We start from the raw sequence: 22,546 nt of genomic DNA on the forward strand, positions 1-22,546 counted from the left end.
TGCTCCGGCTCGGGGCGGACTAGTGGGCGGCCGCTTCCGCGAGGATGGTGTCGCCGTGGTACCAGGGGTTTCCGGCGGCCTCGGAGATGAGGTTGCGGGACCGTGTCTCGTGGGCGCGGCCGAGGGCCAGCGTGAGGTGCTGGACGAGCTCCAGGGCGGTGAAGTACTTCCGCATGAAGGTGGGTTCGGCCATGGGTATCTCGACGACCTCGATGTTCCGGTTCTCCGGGCGGTCGCTCGTGAGCAGGCCGATCAGGTTCTTCCGCTTCGCCTGCGTGTACTCGTCGTCGTCCGCGTCGGCGAAGATCAGCACGCTGTGCTTGCGCGTCGGGTCCGACAGGGTCGCCACCTCGCTGTGGCAGAACTCGTGGAAGTAGTTGCGGGTGGCCGGCACCATGGCGATCTCGTTGAGGTGCATCTTGGCCAGCTTGAGCAGGCTCTCGTGCCACACCGGCGGGGCGATCATGATGATGTTGGCGTCCCGGCTCCGCAGGGCCGCCGTGCGCGCCAGTTCCCGGTGCACGTCGGTGAAGTCGTGGGCCAGGTGGTCCGGGAGCGCCCGCACCTCGTCGCCGAAGTCCCGTGCGACCAGGCCCAGCCGGAAGAAGACGTCCAGCAGGATGGCGAAGTACTGCCCCACGTGGAACAGGGGGTACTCGCGGTCGGGCTCGCTCAGCTCCCAGCGGAGGATGGACACGCCGGCCTCCCGGCCCAGCTCGGCCAGGCGCCCGCCGGAGGTCAGCAGGACCATCCGGTCGTGGGCGTGCGCGAGTGCGTGGAAGGCCCGGGCGGGCTCCAGGGAGTGACCGCTGTAGGAGCTCAGGATGATCAGGGTCCGGTCGTCGTCGATGACGGAGGACGGCAGCAGGTAGGCGTGGTCGTAGTCGTTGAAGACGTGGAACTCCACCTCGGTGCCCGTCGAGATGAAGAAGGCGCGCACGACGTCGGAGACGATCGCCGAGCACCCCATGCCGGTGAAGACCACACGCTTGAAGTGGCCTGCGGCGATACGGTCGCGCAGGCTGTCGGACAGCTCGTCCAGCGAGTATTCATCGGCCTTCGTGAAGCCCTTCCGGTAGCCCTCGGAGAGAAACTCCTCGTACCGGTCCATTCGAGTACGCACGTACACAGCCTCTTCTCGGAAAATGGGAGTGGATGCCTTCTCGCTCACGTCGGAGTCACCACATGAACTGTCCGCCGTCCACGATCAACTTCTGACCGGTGACGTATGAAGATTTCTCACCGACCAGGAATTCCAACGCGTCGGCCATCATGTCGACATCTCCGATGCGTCGCTGCGGGATCTCGTCGAGCAGCTTGTCGCGGTACTGCGGTTCGTCCGTCCGGAATCGCGTGCGCATTTCCTCGGTGTCGATCATTCCGGGAATGAGCGAGTTGACCCGGACGGTCGGAGCGAGTTCCATCGCGAGGCATTTGGTGAAGTGCAGGAGGCCCGCCTTGCTGGCGCAGTAGTTCAGCCCGTCGAGCCGCGGGCGGATCCCCGTGGTGGCCGCGACGTTCACCACCGATCCACCGCCCGCCTCGAGCATCCCCGGCGCGAGTGCCCGCGTGAGGTAGAACGGCGCGGACAGGTTGGCCGCGATCACCTGGTCCCAGTCGTCGAACGACATGTCGAGGAAGGGACGGTCGATGTTCCGGCCGGCGTTGTTGACCAGCACCTTCGGCGCTCCGTACGCCGCGAGCAGCTCGTCCGCCACGGCGACCACCGCGTCGCGGTCCGACAGGTCGGCCTGAACGCTCCGGAAGGGCTCCCCGAACTCGCGCTCGGCCGCGGCGGCGGCCTCCTTGTCGCTCCGGTACAGCGCCACGACCCGGTACCCCAGCGACACCAGGCGGCCGCTCAGGGCGAGCCCGATCCCCTTGGTACCGCCGGTCACCACCGCGAATTCTTTGTGCATCCTCATGTCTCCTGTACGCATCGACGGACATACCGGGAAAAGAAAATTGCCTGATCCTGCTTCGACCCCGGCGAGAAATCGACCGCGGGATGCTTCCAGGGGTAGGAATACCGGCCGGACATCAGCCGGCCGACGGAGACTGCCTACAGAAAATGGGGCGCCCCATTTCAGAGATCTCGCTCAGCCTAGCCCGATTGCATTCGCTCCAGCAAGAGCGGACCCAGGGACGGCACATCATCCGGGAAATGAGTGCCGCCCGTTCGGTCAGGTTCTCGGCGTCAGCCGGCAGCGGACCTGGCCGGTGGCCCGCAGGGTGATTCCGGTGTTCAGCGGGATGTCGGTGTCGACGGCGGTGAACGAGTAGTTCTTGAGCAGCACGCTCAGCGTGAGGGTGGCGTTCAGCATGGCCAGGTGCTGGCCGATGCACGCCCTCGGCCCACCGCCGAACGGGAACCACGCGTAGCGCGGGCGCGCGGCCTCGTGCTCCGGCAGGAACCGGTCCGGGTCGAACGCCTCGGGGTCCTCCCAGATGTCGGGACGGCGCTGGACGACACCGGAGCTGACCACCACGTCGGCGCCCGCCGGGATGGTGTACGAGCCGACCCGCACGTCCTCGGTGGTGATGCGGCCCTGGGCCGGCGCGGCGGGGTAGAGGCGGAGCGTCTCCTTGAGCACCCGCGTCAGGTAGGGAAGCTTCTCCAGGTCCTCGGCGACGGGCTCACGGCCGCTCAGGACGCTGTCGACCTCCTGGTGGGCGCGGGCCTGCGCCTCGGGGTGGCGGGCGAGGAGGTGCAGGGTGAGGCCCAGTGTGGTGGCGGTGGACTCGTGGCCGGTGACGAGGAAGACGAGGACCTGGTTGCGGGTCTCCTCCGCACTGATCGGATTCCCGTCGTCGTCGTGCGCCCGCGCCAGCAGGCTGAGCATGTCGTTCCTGCCGGTCGAGCCGGCCGACTCCTCGGCCCGGCGGGCGGAGATGATCTCGTCGCACACCGCGTACAGCTCGCGGTGCGCCTTGGCGGCGCGCAGATTGCCCGGCGTGGGCACCTTGCGGGACAGGTTGACCGGGGCGAAGGCCCGCTTGACCGCGTAGGCGTTGATCAGCGGGAAGTTGCGCTGAACCGTGGGAACCATCGCGTCCACGTCGTTCTTCCGGCCGAAGAGGATGCGCGAGATCGTCCGCAGCGTGTGCCCCGTCATCTCCTCCGCCACGTCGACGGTCGCGTCCGGCGCGGTCCGCCACCGCTCGACGAGGCTGCCGGTCTCCTGGGTGATCTCCGAGCCGTACTCGTTCACCTGACGTGGTGTGAACAACGACTGGAGCATCCGGCGCTGGCGCAGGTACTCGTCCCCCATGCTGGTGAGCAGCCCGTTGCCGAAGGACTGCCGCAGCTCACCGAGGAACCGGTTCTCCTTGGAGAACGTCTGCGCCGAGGACGCCAGCACCTGCTGAGCGCCGTCCGCCGAGAACACCCCGTAGAACTCCGCCCGCATTCCCGGCGGACCCACGGTGAACCGGACCACGTCACCGTGGTCGCGCAGCGCCTTGAGGTAGGTGCCGAGCGTGTCCTTCTGGAGGTCCATCAGCGACCCGAACAGCGGGTGCCCCGTCATGGTGGGGGGCGGCGCCGAAACCGTGGGAGTGCTCGCCGTCATGTTGGTGTCTCTCCTTTTGCTGCTTTCGTGCCGGGCCGCGTCCTGCGGGTCCGACACGTCGGGTGGTGCGGGTGCCGGCCGTGCCGTCCGGTGCTCGACCGGGCACGGGCCCGCCGCGGGCGGATCCGTCCGGGCCGTCGCGGTGAACTCCAGGCAGTCCGGCCGCCCCGCCGGTCCGAAGGCCACGGTCCAGCCGGCCGGGACGTCGATCGTCGACGGCCACAGCGAGTGCTCTCGCCGGTCGTTGACGAGGACGAGGTAGTCGGTGTCCGGTCGGTCGAAGGGATTGGTCATCGGGGCGCCCCCGCCGAGTCCGGCGTCGTCGCAGCGGCGGCGCGCAGGTGGGCCACGTCCGACCGCGGGGACGCCGCGATCTCCGCCAGCAACCGCTCGTAGGCGCGGGCCATGCGCTCGGCGGTCCGCGGGGAGAAGAGGTCGGTGCTGAACTCCAGGTGACCCAGCAGCCCCGACGCCGTCTCCTCCACGACGAGGTTGAGGTCGTACTTCGTGGTCGTCGTCTCGGAACGGACGGGCAGCACCTCCAGGTCGGTTCCGTCACCGCCGGCTCCGGGGGCGGCGGCGGGGAGCAGGTTGAACATCACCTGGAACAGCGGGGAGCAGCCCGGCTCGGGGGCAGGCGCCAGGGCGCGGACGAGGTCGGGGAACGGCAGGTCCTTGTGTTCGTGCGCCTCGGTGGTGACGCGCCGGGTCTGTGCCAGGACGTCGGGGAAGGACCGGTCCGCGGGCACGTCGAGCCGGAGCGTCAGGAAGTTGACGAAGTATCCGACCACGCGCTCCAGTTCGCTTCGCGGCCGGTTCGACACCGCGGTCCCGACGGCCAGTTCGCTGCCGTCCATGTGGTCGCCCAGCAGCACGGCGTAGGCCGACAGCAGGGTCATGTAGAGCGTGACCCCCTGCTCCTGGCTCAGCCGGCGCAGCCGTTCGAGCAGTTCGGCGGAGATCCGGAGATCCACCGACGAGCCCTGGTACGTCTTGACCGGGCAGCGCTCGTAGTCGGTGCGCAGCGGCAGACGGGCCGGCAGTCCGGCCAGTCGCCGCCGCCAGTAGTCCTCCTGGCGGGAGAGTTCGGCGGCGTCGGTCGCGCGGGCCTGCCAGCGGGCGAACCCGGCGTAGGACAGCGGCAGTTCGGGCAACTCCGGTGTCCTCCCCCTGCTGAAGGCGCGGTACAGCTCGAGCAGGTCCGCCAGTACGACGTTCACCGACCAGCCGTCGAAGACGCCCCAGGGCCGGGTCAGCACCCCGATGTGCCGGTCGTCGGAGACGGTGAGCAGGTGTGCGCGGATCGCGTACGGGCCCTCCGGCGTGAAGGGGCGCAGCCGTTCGGCGCGCAGCCACTGCGTGACCGCGTCCTCGTCGACGGTCGCCTGCCGTACCGCGAAGCCGTCGGCGGGACGGACGTTCTGGGTCACGGTGCCGTCGAGCCGGACGTAACCGGTGCGCAGGACCGCGTGCCGTTCCACCAGCCCTTCCACGGCGCGCGCGTAGGCCTCGCGGTCGAGGGAGCCGTTGATCCGGAACGCCAGCTGGACGTTGTCGTGCGCCGTTCCCAGGTGTGCGGGCCGGTCGAGGAACCACAGGTCGCGCTGCTGGAGGGTGAGGGGCGCCGGTTCCCGCTCCCCCGGCTCGTCGGCCTGTGCCCGGCCGGCCGGGGCCGACGGTCGGCTCTCCCGCTCCGCCGGCCGCTCCAGGACGGTGGACATCTCCTCGACGGTGGCCCCGCTGAAGATCAGCTGGAGCGGAAGCTCGGCGCCGGTCTCCTTCCTGATCCGCAGGGTGAGCCGGGTCGCGAGCAGGGAGTGTCCGCCGAGATCGAAGAAGTTGTCCTGGAGCCCGACCCGGGTGAGCCCGAGGACGTCGGCGACGATCCGGCACAGCGTGCGCTGTGCCTCGGTCCGCGGGGCGACGTACTGCTCCTTGGTCACGTCGGCCTCGTCCGGGGCGGGCAGGGCCCGCTTGTCCACCTTGCCGTTCGGTGTGACCGGCAGTTCGTCGAGGACCACGAACACGCCGGGCACCATGTAGTGCGGAAGCTGCGCGGAGAGGTGCTCCTTGAGGGTGCGGGCCAGCGAAGGGCCCCTGCCTCCCAGCTGCGGATGGTTGGTGGCGGCGGCTGCCCGATAGGGGTGACGCGCCCGTACGCGGGGCAGTTCGTCCCGGCCGAGCACCAGGTCGACGCCGTCGAGCCGGTCCTGCGACCAGGTGGCCGCCACGTGGAAGCCGAGCTCCTCGGCGTGCCGGAGGACGGCTTCCAGCTCCCCGGCGTCGTCCGCCGTCCGCGAGCGGGGCACGGGCGGCTCGGCCGCTCGGGGGTGCGGCCGGTGCCCGAGCTCCGCGCCGAGGCGTACGGCGTCGGTGACACGGGGGTTCGTCAGGCCGCTCACCCCGAACCGGTCGGGGACCTCGCCGTCCAGAAGGGTGCGCAGCTCCGCCGGGGAGGCTGCCTCCAGCCACGGCAGGGTGGCGGCCGGGGCGGCCTCCTTGCGCAGGATCACGTCGTAGCGGTAGGCGAGCGCCTCGCCGCTTCCCCCGCCCCGCGCGAGGACGAGGTCGGCCGACCCCAGCTCGGGCAGACGCTCCGGCAGCCGCGCGAAGTACGTCGGGCTGACCAGCAGTTCCCGCTCCTGGCGCCGGCCGAGCCGCACCCGGGCGGCCGTCTCCTCGACGGGGGCGCCGGGATCGGTACGGTCCGACTCGGCCGCGCAGAGCTGGGCGGTGAACAGATCCAGGTTCCGGACGTCACCGACGAGGATGCTGCCGCCGTCCTCCAGGAGCGGGACCAGGAGGGCGAGTACGTCCTCCAGGTACCCCTCGTTCGGGAAGTGCCGCACCACCGAGTTGAGCACGATCGTGTCGAACTTCCCGCCCGGCGCCTCCGGCACGGACAGGGCGTCCCCCTGGACCAGGGTGACGTGCGACCAGCCCCGTTCGGCCACGCCGCGGCGGGCCGCCTCGAGAGCCGTGGCCGACGGTTCGAGCGCGCACACCGAAGCGCAGTCCGCGGCGTAGCGCAGGAGCAGCTCGCCCCCGCCGCAGCCGATCTCCAGCACCCGCTTCGGGCGTATGCGCTCCAGTTGACGGGCCACGGCGTCGACGCGTTCCCGGTCGGCCGGCGCGGTGCCGTGCGCGTACCGGTCGTCGCGGTCCTGCCGCCACCGTTCGAGGTGGGCGGCGTTCTCCTCCCGGTCGGCGGTGTGCAGCCACCCGGGAGTCGGGCTCACGTAGGCGGCGAGCGTGCGGGCGGCGCCGCTCCCCTGCGGGAGGACCACGGCACGGTGCACCGAGGGGTGCGTGAGCAGTGCGTTCGCCACTTCGCCGGGTTCCACGCGGAAGCCGCGCACCTTGACCTGGTCGTCGACCCGGCCCAGGTAGTCGAGCGTGCCCTCCGCACGCCATCGCACCAGGTCACCGGTGCGGTACATGCGGGTTCCGGGGTCGAACGGGCTGGCCACGAACCGCTCGGCGGTCAGGTCCGGCCGGTTCAGATAGCCGCAGGCCGTGCCGTCGCCGGTGGCGTACAGCTCGCCCGGTACTCCGAGCGGCACCTGCCGCAGCGCCTCGTCCAGCACGTACACCCGGGTGTTCCACACCGGAGGGCCGATGGGCACGGCGGCCGCTCCGGGCTCGGCCCGGTAGCGGCAGGCGGTGAGGGGACCGCCCTCGGTGGGCCCGTACAGGTTGTGCAGTTCGGTGTCCGGCAGCACGCGAGCGAACCGTTCGGCGAGCTCGACCGGCAGCGCCTCGCCCGCGGTCTCGACGCGGCGCAGGCCGGTGCAGAGTTCCGCGGTCGGTTCGGACAGGAACTCGGCCAGCATGGACGGGACGAAGTGGAGGTCGGTGACCCGCTCCTCGCGGATCAACCGGGCGAGGTACTCCGGGTCCTTCTGTCCGTCGGGACGGGCGACCACCACGGCCGCGCCGACCTGGAGCGGCCAGAACAGCTCGGGCACCGAGACGTCGAACCCCACCGACGTCTTCAGCAGCATCCGGTCCTCGCCGCTCATGCCGTAGTGGCTCTGCTTCCACGCGGTCCAGTTCAGGCCCGCGCGGTGCGGGATCACCACACCCTTCGGCCTGCCCGTGGAACCCGAGGTGTAGAGCACGTACGCGGCGTCGTCCCTGGTCACCCGGGGCCGGGGATCGTCGTCCCGGCCGCCGGTGGTGTCCGGCAGCTCCTCCAGGACGAGCAGCGGCTCGCTGTCGGCGAGCACCTGCTGCACGCGCTCGTCGGGAAGGTCGGTCTCCATGGGGAGGTACGCCGCTCCGGTCTTCACCACGGCGTAGACGGCGACCACCAGGTCGAACGAGCGCGGCATCCGGATCGCGACCCGCTGCCCGGGCCCGGCGCCCCGCTCGATCAGCCAGTGCGCGAGCCGGTTGGCACGGGTGTTCAGCTCCTCGTAGGACAGGGTGCGGCCCTCGAAGATCAGCGCCGTGCGGTCCGGAGTACGGGCGGCCTGCGCCTCGAACGCGGCAGGCAGCGTCTCGTACGGGAGGGGTGTCGCGGTGTCGTTCCACTCGGCCAGGCGCTGCCGGTCGCCCGCAGGCAGGACGTTGACGTCGAGCGCGGCGGTTGCGGCCCCGTCGTCCGTGGCGAGGGCGTCGACCAGACCCGCCAGCGCGGTTTCGAGGCAGTCGGCCACCGCCTCGCAGGTGACCGTCTCCTCGACCTGGACGTCCAGCGACAGTTCGGTGCCGAAGTCGTCGAGCGACACCGTCACGGGGTAGTTGATGGCGTCCACGGCCGCGAGGAAGCGCACCCCGTGGTCGTCGATGCGTGGCAGCGCCTCGTCCTGCCCCGCCTCGAAGTGACGGAAGTTGACCACGGCGCTGAACAGCGGGGCGTCGCCGTCCATGCCGCTGCACCGCTGGACCAGGCTCAGGGGGCTCTGCTCCCGTGCGATCAGCTCCCGCAGCCCGGTGTCGACGTCCGCGACCAGCTCGCGCACGGTCCGGCCGGCCAGCCGGGTGCGCAGGGGAAGCGTGTTGATGAAGTTGCCGAGCATGCGCTCCACCCCGGGCACGCCCTGAAGACGCCCGGACATCACGGCACCGAACACGACGTCGTCGCGTCCGCTGGTGGCGGCGACGAAGCAGGCGTACGCCGCGTGGAAGAGACAGGCCGGGCTCACTCGCAGACGCTGGGCCTGGGCGCGCAGGTCGCGGGCGAGGGGCTCGGGCAGCGCTCGGCGCAGCCGGCCGACCCGCCGGCCGTTGCCGTGCACGTCGGTGAGGCCGAACGGTGCCGTGGGTTCCGTCACGCCCTCGAGGGCCGCCCGGAAGTGGGCCACCGTGTCGTCCGCGGTGTGCCTGGCCAGGGTGTGGGAGACGAAGTCGCGGTAGGGCGGCGGGGCGGCGAGCAGGTCGGCGCGGCCCGCCATGTGCGCGGCCAGCTCCGCGAGGATCAGCCGCAGGGAGGTGGCGTCCTCGATGAGGTGGTGGGCGGTCAGGAGGAGGTAGCGCCGCCGCGAGTGCGGCTCCTCGGCGACGACCAGGCGCAGCAGCGGCGCGCTGTCGAGGCTCATCCGCTCCTGGCGCGCGAGCAGCTCCCTCGCCTGCTCCTCGAAGTCCCGGCCGGCGTCGAGCGCGATCCGCTCCACGGGGATCCGCGCGGCCCGGTGCACGACCTGGACCGGTTCGGGCAGGCCGGCGGTGAGAACGGCGGTGCGCATCACGTCGTGGCGGTCGACGATGCGCTGCAGCGCGGCGACGAACCGGGCACAGGCCTCCTCGTCGTCGGCCCGGTAGAGGGTGGAGACGAGATACGGGTCGTTGTCCGGGTCCATCAGGTGGTGGAAGAGGATGCCCTCCTGGGTGGGCAGCAGCGGGTAGACGTCCTGGACGCCGGCCGCCCCGCCGGGCACGGCGGCCACGACGGTGTCGATCTGCTCCTGTGTCAGGTCGATCAGCGGTAGCAGGTCGGGGGTGAGGCGCTCGCAGTGCTCCGGGATCCGGTTGGCCGGGACGGTGTGCGCGGGCGCCGACCCGGTCGCGTCGATGCGCGCCGCCAGATCGGCCAGCGTGGTCGCGGTGAAGACGTCCTGGACGCTGATGTGCAGGCCGCTGTCCTTCAGCCGCGCCACCAGCACCGTGATCATCAGGGAATGGCCGCCGAGGGCGAAGAAGTTGTCCTCGGCGCTGACCCGGTCGGCGTCGAAGCCCAGGAGTTCGGCGCAGACCTCGGCCAGGTGGCGTTCGGTGTCGGTGGCGGGTGCGACGTAGGCCCGCTGGGCGAACGCGTCGATGCCGGGGGCGGGCAGGGCACGGCGGTCGAGCTTGCCGTGCGCGGTCACCGGCAGGGCGGCGAGTTCGACGTACGCGCTCGGCACCATGTACTCGGGCAGGGCGCCTTCGAGGTGCCGGATCAGGTCGGCGCGGTGGTCGGCGAGGGCGTGCCCGGGTTCCGGTACCACGTAGGCGACCAGGCGGGGGCTGCCGGGCTGGTCCTCACGGACCAGGACGGCCGAGGAGGCGACCGAGGGGTGTTCCGTGAGCCGGTGCTCGATCTCGCCGGGCTCGATGCGGAAGCCGCGCACCTTGACCTGGTCGTCGACGCGGCCGAGGAACTCCAGGTCGCCGTCGGGCAGTCGGCGCACCAGGTCACCGGTGCGGTACATGCGGGCGTCGGGGGAAGTGCCGAACGGGTCGGGCACGAACCGTTCGCGGGTCAGCTCCGGCTGGTGCAGGTAGCCGCGGGCCAGCCCCGCGCCGGCGATGTACAGCTCGCCGACGCAGCCGACGCCCTGCGGCGCGAGAGCCTCGTCGAGCACGTGCAGCCGGATGTTCTGGATCGGCCTGCCGATGGGGACGACGCGGGGCGTGCCGTCGGCGGGGACGGTCCAGTGGCTGACGTCGACGGCCGCCTCGGTGGGCCCGTACAGGTTGTGCAGTGGCGCGGTGTGCTGCTCGTAGTGGCGTACGCACAGGTCCGGGGGCAGTGCCTCGCCGCTGCAGAACACCTGTCGTACGGTCGTGCACCGCGCCCAGTCCGGCTCCTGGACGACGCTGCGCAGCATCGACGGCACGAAGTGCAGGGTGGTCACGCCGAACGCGCGGACGGCGGAGAGCAGGTAGGCCGGGTCGCGGTGACCGCCGGGCGCGGCGATCGCGAGACGGGCGCCGGCGAGCAGCGGCCAGAAGAACTCCCAGACGGACACGTCGAAGCTGTACGGGGTCTTCTGGAGGACGACGTCGTCGCCGGTGAGCCGGTACTCGTTCTGCATCCACTCGATGCGGTTCACCGCGGCCCGGTGCTCGATCATCACGCCCTTGGGGCGTCCCGTGGAGCCTGAGGTGTGGATGACGTACGCCAAGTGACCGGCGTGGACGCCGGGTTCGGCCGGGGGGTCGTCCGGGTCCCGCGTCTCGGGGACGTCGGTGCCCGTCCGGTCGCGCAGGGTGCCGTCGGGGTGCAGGACGAGCAGGTGCTCGACGCCGTGCAGTGGTTCGGCGTCCAGGTGCGGCTGGGTGAGGACCACGGCGACCCCGGAGCGGTCCACGAGGTCCGTCCGGCGGGCGGCCGGGTAGGACGGCTCGATCGGCATGTAGGCGCCGCCGGCCTTCAGGGCGCCCATGATGCCGGCGACCATTTCGGCGGAACGCTCGGCGTGCAGTCCGACCAGCGTGTCCGGCCCGACACCGTGCCGGCGCAGGCCGCGCGCGACGCGTTCGGCCCAGGCGTCGAGTTCGGCGTACGTCCATGAGCGGTCGGTGGTGACCAGCGCGGTGCGCCCGGGGTGCCGGGCCACCTGCTCCTCGAAGAGTTCGTGCAGGCACCGGTCGTCGCTGAAGGGGCGCTCGGTGTCGTTGAACACCTCGACCACCTGGTGACGCTCCGCGGCGTCGATCATGGCGAGCCGGGAGACGGGCTGCTCCGGATCGTCGGCGACGGCGGCCAGCAGCCGGGTGTAGTGGCCGATGAAGCGCCGGATGGTCGCGCGGTCGTACAGGTCGGGGTTGTACTCGACGGTGCCGACCAGTCCGTCGGGGGACTCCCTCAGGTCGAGCGTCAGGTCGAACTTGGTGAAGCTCAGGTCGAAGTCGACCGGGGACACCTCGAGTCCGCCGAGAGTGACGTCCCGTCGGGTCTGCGCCTCTTGGAGGACGAACATCGTCTGGAAGACGGGTGAATGGGCGAGGCTGCGCTCGGTGTCCAGGGCCTCCACGACGGCCTCGAACGGAACGTCCTGATGGGCGTAGGCCTCCAGCGCGGTCTTCTTCACCCGGGCCAGCAGTTCGCGGAATTCCGGGTCGTCCGCGAGATCCGCGCGCATCACCAGGGTGTTGGCGAAGAAGCCGACGAGATCCTCGACCTCGCGCCGCCCGCGGCCTGCGACGACCGTGCCGACGGCGATGTCCGTCTGGCGGGTGCAGCGGTTGAGGACGACGGTGTAGGCGGCCAGCAGGGTCATGTAGAGCGTGGCTTCGTGGACCTTGGCGACGTCACGCAGGGCGTTCAGCAGTTCCGGCGGGCAGGTGAAGTTCTCCTTGGCGCCCGTGTAGGTCTTCACCCGCGGGCGTTCCCGGTCGGTGGGCAGCGTCAGCCGCGGGTCGACACCGGCCAGTTGGCGCTTCCAGTAGTCCGTCTGACGGCCGTGCAGTTCACCGGCGAGCCGCTCGCGCTGCCAGTGCGCGTAGTCGGCGTACTGCACGGGCAGCGGCTCCAGCGGGTCGGGGCGGCCCGCGGCGAACGCCTCGTACAGGGCGACGAGGTCGCGGAAGAACACGCCGACCGACCAGCCGTCGGACACGCTGTGGTGCGTGGTGACGAGCAGGTGGTGCTCCTGCTCCGACCGCCGCAGCAGCCGTACCCGGATCAGCGGCCCGCGCTCCAGGTCGAAGGGGGCGGCGGCCTCCTCGCGGCAGATCGCGGCGAGCCGCTCCGGGTCGGTCAGCTCCTCCTCGGCGACCGTGAAGTCGCCGCCGTCACCGATGACCTGGCGCGGTACGCCGCCGTCGTCGGCGAACCGGGTGCGCAGCACCTCGTGCCGCTGGACGACCGCCGCCAGGGCACGCAGCAGCGCGGGGCGGTCGAGGCGGCCGCGCAGCCGCATCGCCATCGGGATGTTGTAGGCGGCGCTGGTGCCGTCCAGCTGGGCGAGGAACCACAGCCGCTGCTGGGTGAAGGACAGCGGCACCGGTGTGCCGTCGGTCCGGGGCAGCCGGGGGATGCTCTCGAGCGCGGAGAGGTCGACGCCCTGTTTGCGCAGCAGCGCGATCAGGGCGCGCTGCCGCTTCTCCGGCAGGGAGCGGATCCGCCGGATGAGATCAAGGCCGGTGTCCTGACTGGTGGTGCCCATCGTCGTCCCTCTGCCTCAGCTCTCGGTGTCCAGCGCGTCCAGCTCCTCGTCGTCCATGTGCTCGACGAGGACGATGCTCTCGAGGATCAGATCCAGCTCGGGCGTGCTCGTGTCCCCGGCCACGAGGAGCCGGTCGCCCAGTTCCCGAGCCATGTCGGAGAGGCGGGGAGCGGCGAAGACCGCTTCGACCGGAAGCTCGACACCCGCCCGCTCCTTGAGCAGGTTGATCAGCCGGGTGGCCAGCAGCGAGTTGCCGCCGAGCGAGAAGAAGTCGGTCCGTCCGGTCAGCGTGGCCGCGTCGACCTGGAGGACGTCGGCCCAGGCCTGTGCCATGGCCTGCTCGGCGTCGGTGACCGCGCCGGCGGGCGGCACGGGTCCCTGCGCCCTCGCCTCCGGCACGGCCGCCTGCGGGTCGCGTCCCACCCAGTAGCTGCCCGCCTCGAACGCGGTGGCGGGCAGGTGCACCATCCGGCGTCGCCCGGTGTGCAGCGCGCTCCAGGGCACCCGGACTCCGCGCACCCACAGGGCGGCCAGTTCCTCCAGGGCCCGGTCCTCGGCGAGCCCGGTGAGGAAGGCCTTGCTCCGGGCGCCGGACAGGACGGAGGTCCAGGGCCCGGCGTCGTCGTCGGCGTTGCCCCGGTACACGGGCACGGTGGTGGGGGTGCCCGCCAGGTGTTCGCCGAGCGCACGGGCCAGTTCGGCCCGGTCGGCGGCGACCACGGCGAGCCGCTCGGCCAGCGGTTCGCGGCCCAGCTGTGTGGTGTACGCGATGTCCGCGAGACTCACGCCGGAGTCGGCGCCGTCCTCGGCGGGCAGGTCCGCCAGGTGGTCGAGCAGGCGGGAGACCGCCGTGCGCAGGCGTTCCTCGGTCCGGGCGGAGACGACGACGAGCTGCGGCGCGGTGTCCGGGGTGACGGTCCGGGCCTCGGCGGCGGCCGGTGGTGCCTCCACGACCAGGCTGACGTGGGAGCCGCCCGCCGCGACGCAGTTGATGAGGGCGCGGCGGGGCCGGGACGGGCCGCCGGTGTCCGTGCCGCCGCGCGGCTCCCAGTCGGTGAGCCGGTCGCACAGCTCCAGCGGCGAACCGTCCAGGTCCAGCCGGGGATTGGCGGTACCGGCCTCGACCAGCGGTGCGATCTGGCCGTGCTGGAGCTGGAGGACGACCTTGGTGAGCTGGGCGATGCCGGAGGCCGCCTCGGGATGTCCGAGGTTCGACTTCACGGCGCCGACCGGGACCGGGGTGGTGACACCGGTGAACACCTCGCGCAGGGCGCGCAGTTCGACCTCGTCGGAGAAGGCGGTGCCGTTGGCGGCGGACTCCACGTAGCCGATGGAGCCGGGGTCGGCGCCGGCGCGTTCCAGCGCCCGCCGCATGGTCGCCACCTGGGTGCGGTGGCTGGGCGTCATGAAGCCGTTGGAGCGGCCCGCGTGCAGCGAGGCGGTGCTCTTGACGACCGCGAGGACGGTGTCGCCGTCGCGCAGCGCCGCGTCCAGCGGCTTGAGCAGTACGGCGCCGACGGCCTCGGCGGGCAGGTAGCCGTCGCCGTCGCGGAAGCTGCGCGCGCCGGGGTGGGTGCCGAGCAGTTGCATCTCGGAGAGCGCGACGTACTTGTCCTCGTGCACGGTCAGGTTGACCCCGCCCGCGACGGCCAGTTCGCACTCGCCGCGCAGCAGGTCGGCGCAGGCCAGGTGCACGGCCATCGCCGACGAGGTGCACATGCTGTCCACGGCGAGGCTCGGGCCCTCCAGGCCGAAGAAGTGCGAGACGCGGTTGGCGATGAGGTTGTAGGAGGCGGACGAGGTGAGCGCCGCGAGCACCGGTTCGGAGGCGTCCGCCCGGTACATCTGGTAGGCGGCCCCGACGTACACGCCGACGCGCCGGTCGTAGCGCCGCTCTATGACCTCCTGGGTGACACCGCCCTGTTCGAGCAGGTGCCACACCGTCTCCAGGAACAGCCGCTGCTGCGGGTCCATCGCGGCGGCCTCGCGGGGCGAGATGCCGAAGTGCAGTGGGTCGAACCGGTCCACGCCGTCGAGGAAGGCGCCGTACCGGGCGTCGCCTTCGGTCTTCCAGCGGTCGGCGGGGACCTCGGTGACGCAGTCCCGGCCCTCGCGCAGCACGGACCAGAAGCCGTCCAGGTCGTCGGCCTGCGGGTAGCGCCCCCCGATACCGATGACGGCGATGTCCCGGCCCGCCACCGCCGGCGTGACCGGGGCGGGGGCGGTGGTGTGCGACCGGGCCGTCACGGGTGCGGTGGTCCGCGCCCCGGCGACATCGGGTGCGGTGGTCCGCGCCCCGGCGGCCTCGGGTACGGCGGACCGCGGCCGGGCGGCCTCGGGCGCCGCCTCGCCGACGAGTGCGCGCAGCGCCTGTGCGTGCTCGTCCGCGAGGTACCGCGCCAGCCCGCGCACGGTCCGCACCTCGAACAGCAGCGTGCGCGACAGCGGCCCGAAGGTCTCCTCCAGGGGCTGGACCATGGTCACGGCGAGCACGGAGTCCATGCCGAACCGCTCGAGCGGTGTGTCGGGGTCCAGCCGCTCGGGCCCGAGCTTGAGCGCGGAGGCCAGCACGCGCCTGAGGTGGGCCACGGCACGGTCCTCGACGGACCGTACCGACCCGCCGCCGGTGACTGTGGCGGGCGCGGGAGCTTCCGGTGCCGGGGCGGCCGCGGACCGGGCGGACGCGGGCTCGGGCGCTGCGGGCTGGGGCGCTGCAGGCTGGGCCGACGCGGACTGGGGCGACGCGGGCTGGGGCGACGCGGGCTGGGGCGACGCGGGCTGCGGTGTCGCCAACCCCGCGCGCTCCGTCAGCCGGGTCAGCAGCGCCTCGCGGTCGCCCGCCACCACGAGCAGCCTGCCTTCCGTGACGCCGCCCGCGGCACCGGCCACGGCCTGGTGCAGGGCGGCCAGGCCGCGTTCGGTGTCGAGCGGGGCGAGCCCAGCGGCGCGCAGCTGCTCGCGGACGGTGCCCTCGGCGCCCATGCCGCCCTCGTCCCACAGGGGCCAGTTGACGGACACGGTGCGGCCCTTGCGCAGGCCCGCGCCGACGAGCCGGTCGCGGTGGGCGGCGTAGGCGTCCATGAAGGCGTTGGCGGCGGCGTAGTCGCTCTGGCCGGGGTTGCCGAAGGCGCCGGCGATCGAGGAGAAGCAGACGAACAGGTCCAGCGGCTGGTCGCGGGTCAGCTCGTCGAGGTGGACGGTTCCGGCGACCTTGGGGGCGAGGACCCGGTCGAGCTCTCCGGGGCTCTTGCGGACGACGAAGTTGTCCTCGACGACGCCGGCGGCGTGGAGCACGCCGGTCAGCGGGCCGTGCTCGTCGGCGACGCGGGTCAGGAGGGCGGCCAGGGCGGCCCGGTCGGTGACGTCGACGCTGGCGTACTGGACGGTCAGGCCCGCGGCACGCAGGGTGTCCAGCGCGGCGCGGCGCTCGTCGGTCAGCGGGGAGCGTCCGGTGAGGACCACGGTGGCGCGGTCGACGGTGGCGGCGATGTCCCGGGCGGTGATCAGACCGAGTCCGCCAGTGCCGCCGGTGATGAGGTAGACGCCGCCCTCCCGCCAGGGTGCCGGTGAGGGCCGGGTGGCGGCGACCTCGGTGAGGCGGCGGACCTGGCGCCGGCCGTCCCGGTGGCGCACCTCGGGCTCGGGGTCGGCGGTGGCCTCGGCGGCGAGGCGGGCGGCGACGGTGGCGGGCGGGGCTCCGTCCAGGTACTCGAGGTACTGGGTGTGCAGCTTGGGGTTCTCCAGGTGGGCCGTGCGCAGGAGCCCCGCCAGGCCGCTGAAGCACGCCGGCCGGTCGTCGGCGCCGACGAGCGCCAACTGGAGCAGCGTGGGCCGGCGCACGCCCTGCTCCAGGAGCCGCCGGGTCAGCGTGAACACCTGCCGCACGGCATCGGCGTACTGCCGGTCCAGGGGGCCGTCGGCGAGGTCGAGGACGGTGCACTCGGTCCCGGTGGGCAGGGCGGCTCGCAGGGTGTCGCGGTCGGCGGCGGTGAACCGGCCGAGCATCACGACGTGCCGGTCGGTGAAGGGTTCGCCGGGCACGGCCGGTGCGGGGACACGGTCGGTCCACTCGGGCCGCAGCAGCACCACGTCGGAGGCGTCGGCGCCGTCGGCCGCCGGGGCGTCCCCGCGCGCGGGACGTTGGGGTGCGCCCTCGGTGTCGATGTCGAACCAGCAGCGTTCGCGGGCGAAGGGATAGCCGGGCAGGCCGATGCGGCGCACGGCGCCGCCGGCCGGCCAGGCGTGTTCCCATGCGACGTCGGCGCCGTCGGCCCACTCCGCGAGGAGGTCCTCGGGGGAGCCCTGCCGCGTCCATGCGTCCAGCGCGGCACGCACCGCCGGGGCGTCGGCGGGCCGGTCCGGGCGGACGGTGCCGCGGTGCCAGGGGCCCTGAGCGGCGGGGTCGGTGCTGAAGGCCGCGAGCCGCTCACGGGCCTGGGCGAGGGAGGAGACCGCGAAGGCGAGGCGTTCCTCCAGCGCCATGCGTCCGGTCTGAAGGGTCCAGGCGATCGCGGGCAGGTCGGCGTCGGTCGCCTCGCCGAGCCGGGCGTGCAGGCGGCGGGCCAGTTCGGCGAGCTGGGCCTCGCTCTTGGCGGAGAGCACCAGCAGCGCGGGGCGGCCGTCGCCGGGGGTGGGCGCCGGGCGGGCCGGTGGCTGGTACTCGGCGACGACGACGTGGGCGTTGGAACCGCCGCCGCCGAAGCTCGAGACTCCGGCGATCCGCGGCAGCGTACGGCGTTCGCCATCTTCGCCGTCCACGACGGGCCGGTGCCAGGGCTCGAGTGCGCGCTGGACGCGCAGGGGCGTGCGGTCGAAGTCGATGTGCGGGTTGAGGTTCGCGGCGTGCAGGCTCGGCACGAGTTCACCGTGGCGCAGCTGGAGCAGCACCTTGGTGAGGGCGGCGATGCCGGCGGCGGACTCCAGGTGCCCGATGTTGGACTTCACGGAACCGATGGCGAGCTGCCCGGGTGCGCCGCCCGCGCGGCGGAAGGCCTGTGTCAGACCGCTGACCTCGATCGGGTCACCGAGGGACGTACCGGTGCCGTGCGCTTCGAGATAGCTCAGGGACCGCGGGTCGACGCCCGCGGCACCGAGTGCGTCGGCGATGACCTCGCCCTGGGCCACCGGGGTGGGCACCGAGTAACCGGAAGTGCGACCACCGTGGTTCACCGCCGTGCCCTTGATCACCCCGAGGATCCGGTCGCCGTCGGCGACGGCCCGCTCCAGCGGCTTGAGCAGGACGGCGCCGACACCCTCGCCGGGTACGTAGCCGTCACCGCCCTCGCCGAAGCTGCGGCACCGGCCGTCGCTGGAGAGGAACTTGCGCTGCCCGAGCACCAGGTACTTGTTGGGGTGCGGGGTGAGGTTGACGCCGCCCGCGAGCGCGGTGTCGCACTGGCCGCTGCGGATGGCCTCGCAGGCCAGGTGGATGGCGGTCAGGGAGGACGAGCACATGGTGTCCACGGCCAGGCTCGGGCCGTGGAAGTCGTAGAAGTACGACACCCGGTTGGCGACCGTGGAGGCGCTGCCCCACAGGGCCGCGGGCTCGCCGCGCTCCTGCGCCTGCGCGCCGAGGAGCTGGTACTCCTGGTACATCACGCCGACGAACACCCCGACCTTCGCATCGTGCGAAAGCCGCTGCGCGGTGTATCCGGCGTCCTCCAGGGTGTGGTGGGCGCACTGAAGGAACAGCCGCTCCTGCGGGTCGAGGTAGTCGGCCTCCAGCAGGGAGATCTGGAAGAACAGCGGGTCGAACCGGTCGATGTCGTCGAGGAAACCGCCCCAGCGGCCGGCGCCCGCCCCGGCGTACCGCTCGTCGTTCCAGCGGTCGGCGGGAACCTCGCGGATGCAGTCCCGGCCCGTACGCAGGTTCTCCCAGAACTCCTCCAGATCCGCTGCCTGCGGATAGCGACCGCTGACGCCGATGACCGCCACATCACCGGGGGCCGCGGTCCCCGCACCGACCGATGCCGCGGCGGTCTCCTCGTTTCCGGCGGTCTCGGCAGCGCCGGCCGTCTCGGCAGTCCCGGCGGTCTCGGCAGCGCCTGCCGTCTCGGCGCCGGGCAGCGGGCGGCTGGAGAGCCCGGTCAGCTCCGCGCACACCTGGCCCTGCTCGTCGACGACGGTGACGTCCAGCCGGGCCGAGGCACGGTCGGTGCCGCTGCCGGGCCGGTGACGGATCCACGCGTACGCGGTGGCGGGGGTGACGGCGACGGCTTCGGCGCGGTCGAGCGCGAACGGCAGGGCGAGCGCCGCCGAACCGCCGTCGCCCAGCCACAGGCCCATGGTGGCCTGGAGGGCGCCGTCGAGGATGCTCGGGTGCATCAGGCCGCCGTGCAGCGGTTCGGCCGCCTCCGGCAGGCGCAGCTCGGCGAGGACCTGCCGGCCGCCCTCGGCGTCCCTGCCGGTGCGCAGTTCGGTGAGGGACCGCTGGGAGGGACCGTACTCCAGGCCCAGGCCTGCGTAGAGGCCGTAGACGTGCTCGCCGGAGTACGTCGCCCCGGTGCACGCGGCCCGCAGCTCGTCGAGGGGCAGGGTGCGCCCGGTGGCATCCTCGGACAGGACCGCCCGGCCCTGTCCGCACAGGGTGGTGCCGCCGTCGGCTCCGACGGCGAGGACCTCGTACGTGGAGCCCTCCCCGCCGGTGCGGACGCGCACTTGCAGCGTCAGCCCGTCGGGGCCGTACACGGCGGCCCGGAGCCACACCACGTCGGTCAGCCGGACGGCGGCGGTGTCCTCCCGGCCCAGCGCCCGGGCGACCGCCACGCGCGCCATCTCCAGCTGTGCGACCCCCGGCAGCACCCGGCCGCCGCGGACCTGGTGGTCGCGCAGGTACGGTTCCGAGCCGTCGAAGCGGGTCTCGTAGGCCACCTCGTCCGCCGCGCCGCCGGGCACGGTCCGCCCGAGCAGTGGGTGGGTCCGCGGCACGGGAGTGTTGGGCGAATCGCCCCGCGCGGCGGACGTGTTCCGGACGCCGTGGACGCCGTGGACGCCGACGAGATGGGATGCCATCGCCTGCAACGTGCGGTGCTCGTCCAGGTCGCCCGGAACCAGGGCCGGCCCGTACAGCTCGGTCACCCGCTCGGCGAGCCGCGCACGCCCGCCCAGATCCAGCCCGAACTCGCTGAGCTCCGCGTCGGGGTGCACATCGGTGGGGTGCACCCCTAGAAGGGCCGCCACCTCTTCGGTGAGGGCGGTACGTACGGCGGAGAGGTCATCGGCGGTGCCCGCGGCATCCGGGACCGGGGCCCTGCCGACCGGGGCCTCAGCCGCGGAAGCGCGTGCGAGGACGGCAGGCTCGACGGGCGCGGCGGGCGCGGTCGGCGCGGCGGGCGCGGTCGGCGCGAGAGCGGTCGGCGCGGCAGGAGCGACCGCCGCAGCCTGCGGGGCGGGAGCCTGCGGGACAGGAGCCTGCGCGGCGGGAGCCGCGGCGAGGACACCGGCGGGCACCTGAGGCTCCAACCACGCCGCCAGCTCCGCGATCGTCCGATACTCGAACATCACCGTCGGCGACAGCTCCACCGACAGCCGCCCCTCCAACTCACCTACCAGAGCCAGCAGATCGGCCGACCCCAACCCCAACTCGTAATACCCCAACCCCGCATCCACCGAGTCCACCGGCACACCCAGCCGAGCACCCACCAACTCCCGCAACACAGCGGCAACGGACACGGAACCCACCACCGGAGCCGCAGCCCGCGCGACGGGATCCTGCGTGACGGGAGCCTGCGCAACGGGAGCCACGGCGAGGACACTGGCGGGCACCTGAGGCTCCAACCACGCCGCCAGCTCCGCGATCGTCCGATACTCGAACATCACCGTCGGCGACAGCTCCACCGACAGCCGACCCTCCAACTCACCTACCAGAGCCAGCAGATCGGCCGACCCCAACCCCAACTCGTAATACCCCAAACCCGCATCCACCGAGTCCACCGGCACACCCAGCCGAGAACCCACCAACTCCCGCAACACAGCGGCAACGGACACGGAACCCACCACCGGAGCCGCAGCCTCAACCGCAGTTGCAGTCGCAGCCACAGCCGCAGCGGGCACCCCGCCCTGGGCGGTGGGGACGTCGCCACGGACGTCGAGCGCGCCGGCCGCCCTGATGCGCTTGGCGACGAACTGCCCGACCTCGGCGACCTTCCGGCCGGACTCGTCGTAGAACTCCACGACCAGGCGGATGAGTTCGTCGTCGCGACGGACGGAGTCGGCGGGCACCCGGACGTAGCAGCGACCGCCGAGCGGCCCGGCCGCGCGGAACCGGTCGAACATCAACGGGAGGTAGAGGCCGGGGCCGTCGTTGTCCCCGTGCAGCATGCCCAGGGCGACACCGCCACCGAGGAGCCCGGCCTCGAAGAGGGCGGGGTGGAAGAGGAACGCACCGGTGGAGGACTGGTGTTCGGGCGCGAGCTCCAGCTCGGCGATCCAGTCGCCGGAACGGTGGTGGACCGCGCCGCCGAGCTTCATCAGGCCCGAGTGGTGGAGGTCGTACTCCCGGCACCAGGTGTAGATCTCGTCCATGGTGGTGCGTCGGCTCGCCCCCTGCACGGGCAGCGGGAGCCGCTCCGTGAAGGCGACCGGGCCGCGGTGGTGCGCGGTGACGACTGCGTGCAGGACGTCGGTGGCGTCCTGGGCGCGGCGGCTGCGCACTTCGACGCGGCATCCCCCGCCCGCCGCGGGGCGCCCCTCGACGGTGGTTCGGACGGCCTCACCGGGCCCGGCGACGAGGGGCGCGAGGATGGTGAGGTTGCGCAACTCGACCTCGGGCATGGGGTGCCCGTGCCGGGCGAGCACCTGGAGCACCAGGTCCACGTAGCCGACACCGGGCAGCAGGCTGCGGCCGTACACGACGTGCCCGGCAAGCAGCGGATTGTCGGCGGTGACGGTGAAGGACTCGGTGAACGTGAGGGATGTGGTCATCGTTTTTCCGTCCCAGGAAGGGCGCGCGAGGGTGCCCGGGTGTGCGTGGCGCGAACCGGGGATCCGCTTACGGACAGGGGGAGAGCGATGGCTGTCAGGATGAGCCCGTCACGGTGCAGCCAGCGCCCCGTGAGCCGGGGTACCGGAGCCCCGGCCGCCCGGGGTGGAGGCACCAGGAACCGCGCGGAGAAGAAGCCGCGGGAATCGATGTCGATCCGGGCCCCGTCGAATCCCAGCATCCGCTGGGCGAGGGGGAACCAGACCTTGTAGACCGCCTCCTTGCAGCTGAAGAGCAATCGGTCCCACGCCACCGCGTCGCTCTGCGCGCCGAGCCGTTCCACGAGGTCCCGTTCGGGCGGCAGGGCGACGAGGTCGAGCAGGCCATCGGGGAGCGGGGCGCTCTCCTCGGCGTCGATGCCCACGGAGTGCAGCCGGCTGGCCCGCGCCACCGCGGCCGCGCGATATCCGGAGCAGTGCGTCATACTGCCGACCACTCCGGCCGGCCATTGCGGGGCTCTCTGCCGCCCAGGCGGCAGCGGAACCGGAGGAATTCCAAGTTCACCGAGTGCGGTACGAGCGCACCGTCGTACCGTCGCGAATTCCCGTTGCCGCCCTGGTACGGCGTTGGCGACGGCCGCGCGTTCCTCGGCGAAAAGACGCACGTCCGCGTCGTCGTCGAATGCCTCTGCGGACATCACGTCGACAGGAAGTATCTCCTCGATCACTGCTCCCCCG

6 protein-coding genes are annotated in these 22,546 nt (G+C 72.4%); all 6 read right to left on the bottom strand.

The genetic code is table 11. From position 1 onward, the window contains the following. Window positions 1–19: 19 nt before the first annotated feature. The 6 genes from Sco07f_RS21070 to Sco07f_RS21095 all read right to left on the bottom strand — a co-directional run bounded on the left by Sco07f_RS21070 (window position 20) and on the right by Sco07f_RS21095 (window position 22,506). Window positions 20–1,123 (bottom strand): SIS domain-containing protein, encoded by a 1,104-nt coding sequence (locus Sco07f_RS21070; RefSeq protein WP_159106965.1) that lies wholly within the window; start codon window positions 1,121–1,123, stop codon window positions 20–22. A 55-nt stretch (window positions 1,124–1,178) separates the two neighbouring features. Further along, on the bottom strand, window positions 1,179–1,919 hold the full coding sequence (locus Sco07f_RS21075) for an SDR family NAD(P)-dependent oxidoreductase (RefSeq protein ID WP_108988774.1): 741 nt from the start codon (window positions 1,917–1,919) through the stop codon (window positions 1,179–1,181). 264 nt (window positions 1,920–2,183) lie between these two features. Beyond that, window positions 2,184–3,866, bottom strand: coding sequence for a cytochrome P450 (locus tag Sco07f_RS21080; RefSeq protein WP_108988775.1), 1,683 nt, complete (start codon window positions 3,864–3,866; stop codon window positions 2,184–2,186). Further along, window positions 3,863–12,889 (bottom strand): non-ribosomal peptide synthetase, encoded by a 9,027-nt coding sequence (locus Sco07f_RS21085; RefSeq protein WP_108988776.1) that lies wholly within the window; start codon window positions 12,887–12,889, stop codon window positions 3,863–3,865. The genes Sco07f_RS21080 and Sco07f_RS21085 overlap by 4 nt, the downstream gene beginning before the upstream one ends. Window positions 12,890–12,904: 15 nt before the next feature. Then, a complete protein-coding gene (locus Sco07f_RS21090; protein WP_108988777.1) occupies window positions 12,905–21,811 on the bottom strand; it encodes an SDR family NAD(P)-dependent oxidoreductase in 8,907 nt (2,968 codons plus the stop codon). After that, a complete protein-coding gene (locus tag Sco07f_RS21095) occupies window positions 21,808–22,506 on the bottom strand; it encodes a 4'-phosphopantetheinyl transferase family protein (protein WP_108988863.1) in 699 nt (232 codons plus the stop codon). Before Sco07f_RS21095 ends, Sco07f_RS21090 begins: the two co-directional genes overlap by 4 nt. Between the last annotated feature and the right edge of the window lie 40 nt (window positions 22,507–22,546).

The sequence above is a fragment of the Streptomyces coelicoflavus genome (genome assembly GCF_003112555.1).
Classification (GTDB): Bacteria; Actinomycetota; Actinomycetes; order Streptomycetales; family Streptomycetaceae; genus Streptomyces; species Streptomyces coelicoflavus.

What these genes read in the sequence shown, in the direction of transcription:
- Sco07f_RS21075 (WP_108988774.1), bottom strand. Translation starts at nt 1,919, where the DNA reads ATGCACAAAGAATTCGCGGTGGTGACCGGCGGTACCAAGGGGATCGGG.
- Sco07f_RS21080 (WP_108988775.1), bottom strand. Translation starts at nt 3,866, where the DNA reads ATGACCAATCCCTTCGACCGACCGGACACCGACTACCTCGTCCTCGTC.
- Sco07f_RS21085 (WP_108988776.1), bottom strand. Translation starts at nt 12,889, where the DNA reads ATGGGCACCACCAGTCAGGACACCGGCCTTGATCTCATCCGGCGGATC.
- Sco07f_RS21090 (WP_108988777.1), bottom strand. Translation starts at nt 21,811, where the DNA reads ATGACCACATCCCTCACGTTCACCGAGTCCTTCACCGTCACCGCCGAC.
- Sco07f_RS21095 (WP_108988863.1), bottom strand. Translation starts at nt 22,506, where the DNA reads ATGTCCGCAGAGGCATTCGACGACGACGCGGACGTGCGTCTTTTCGCC.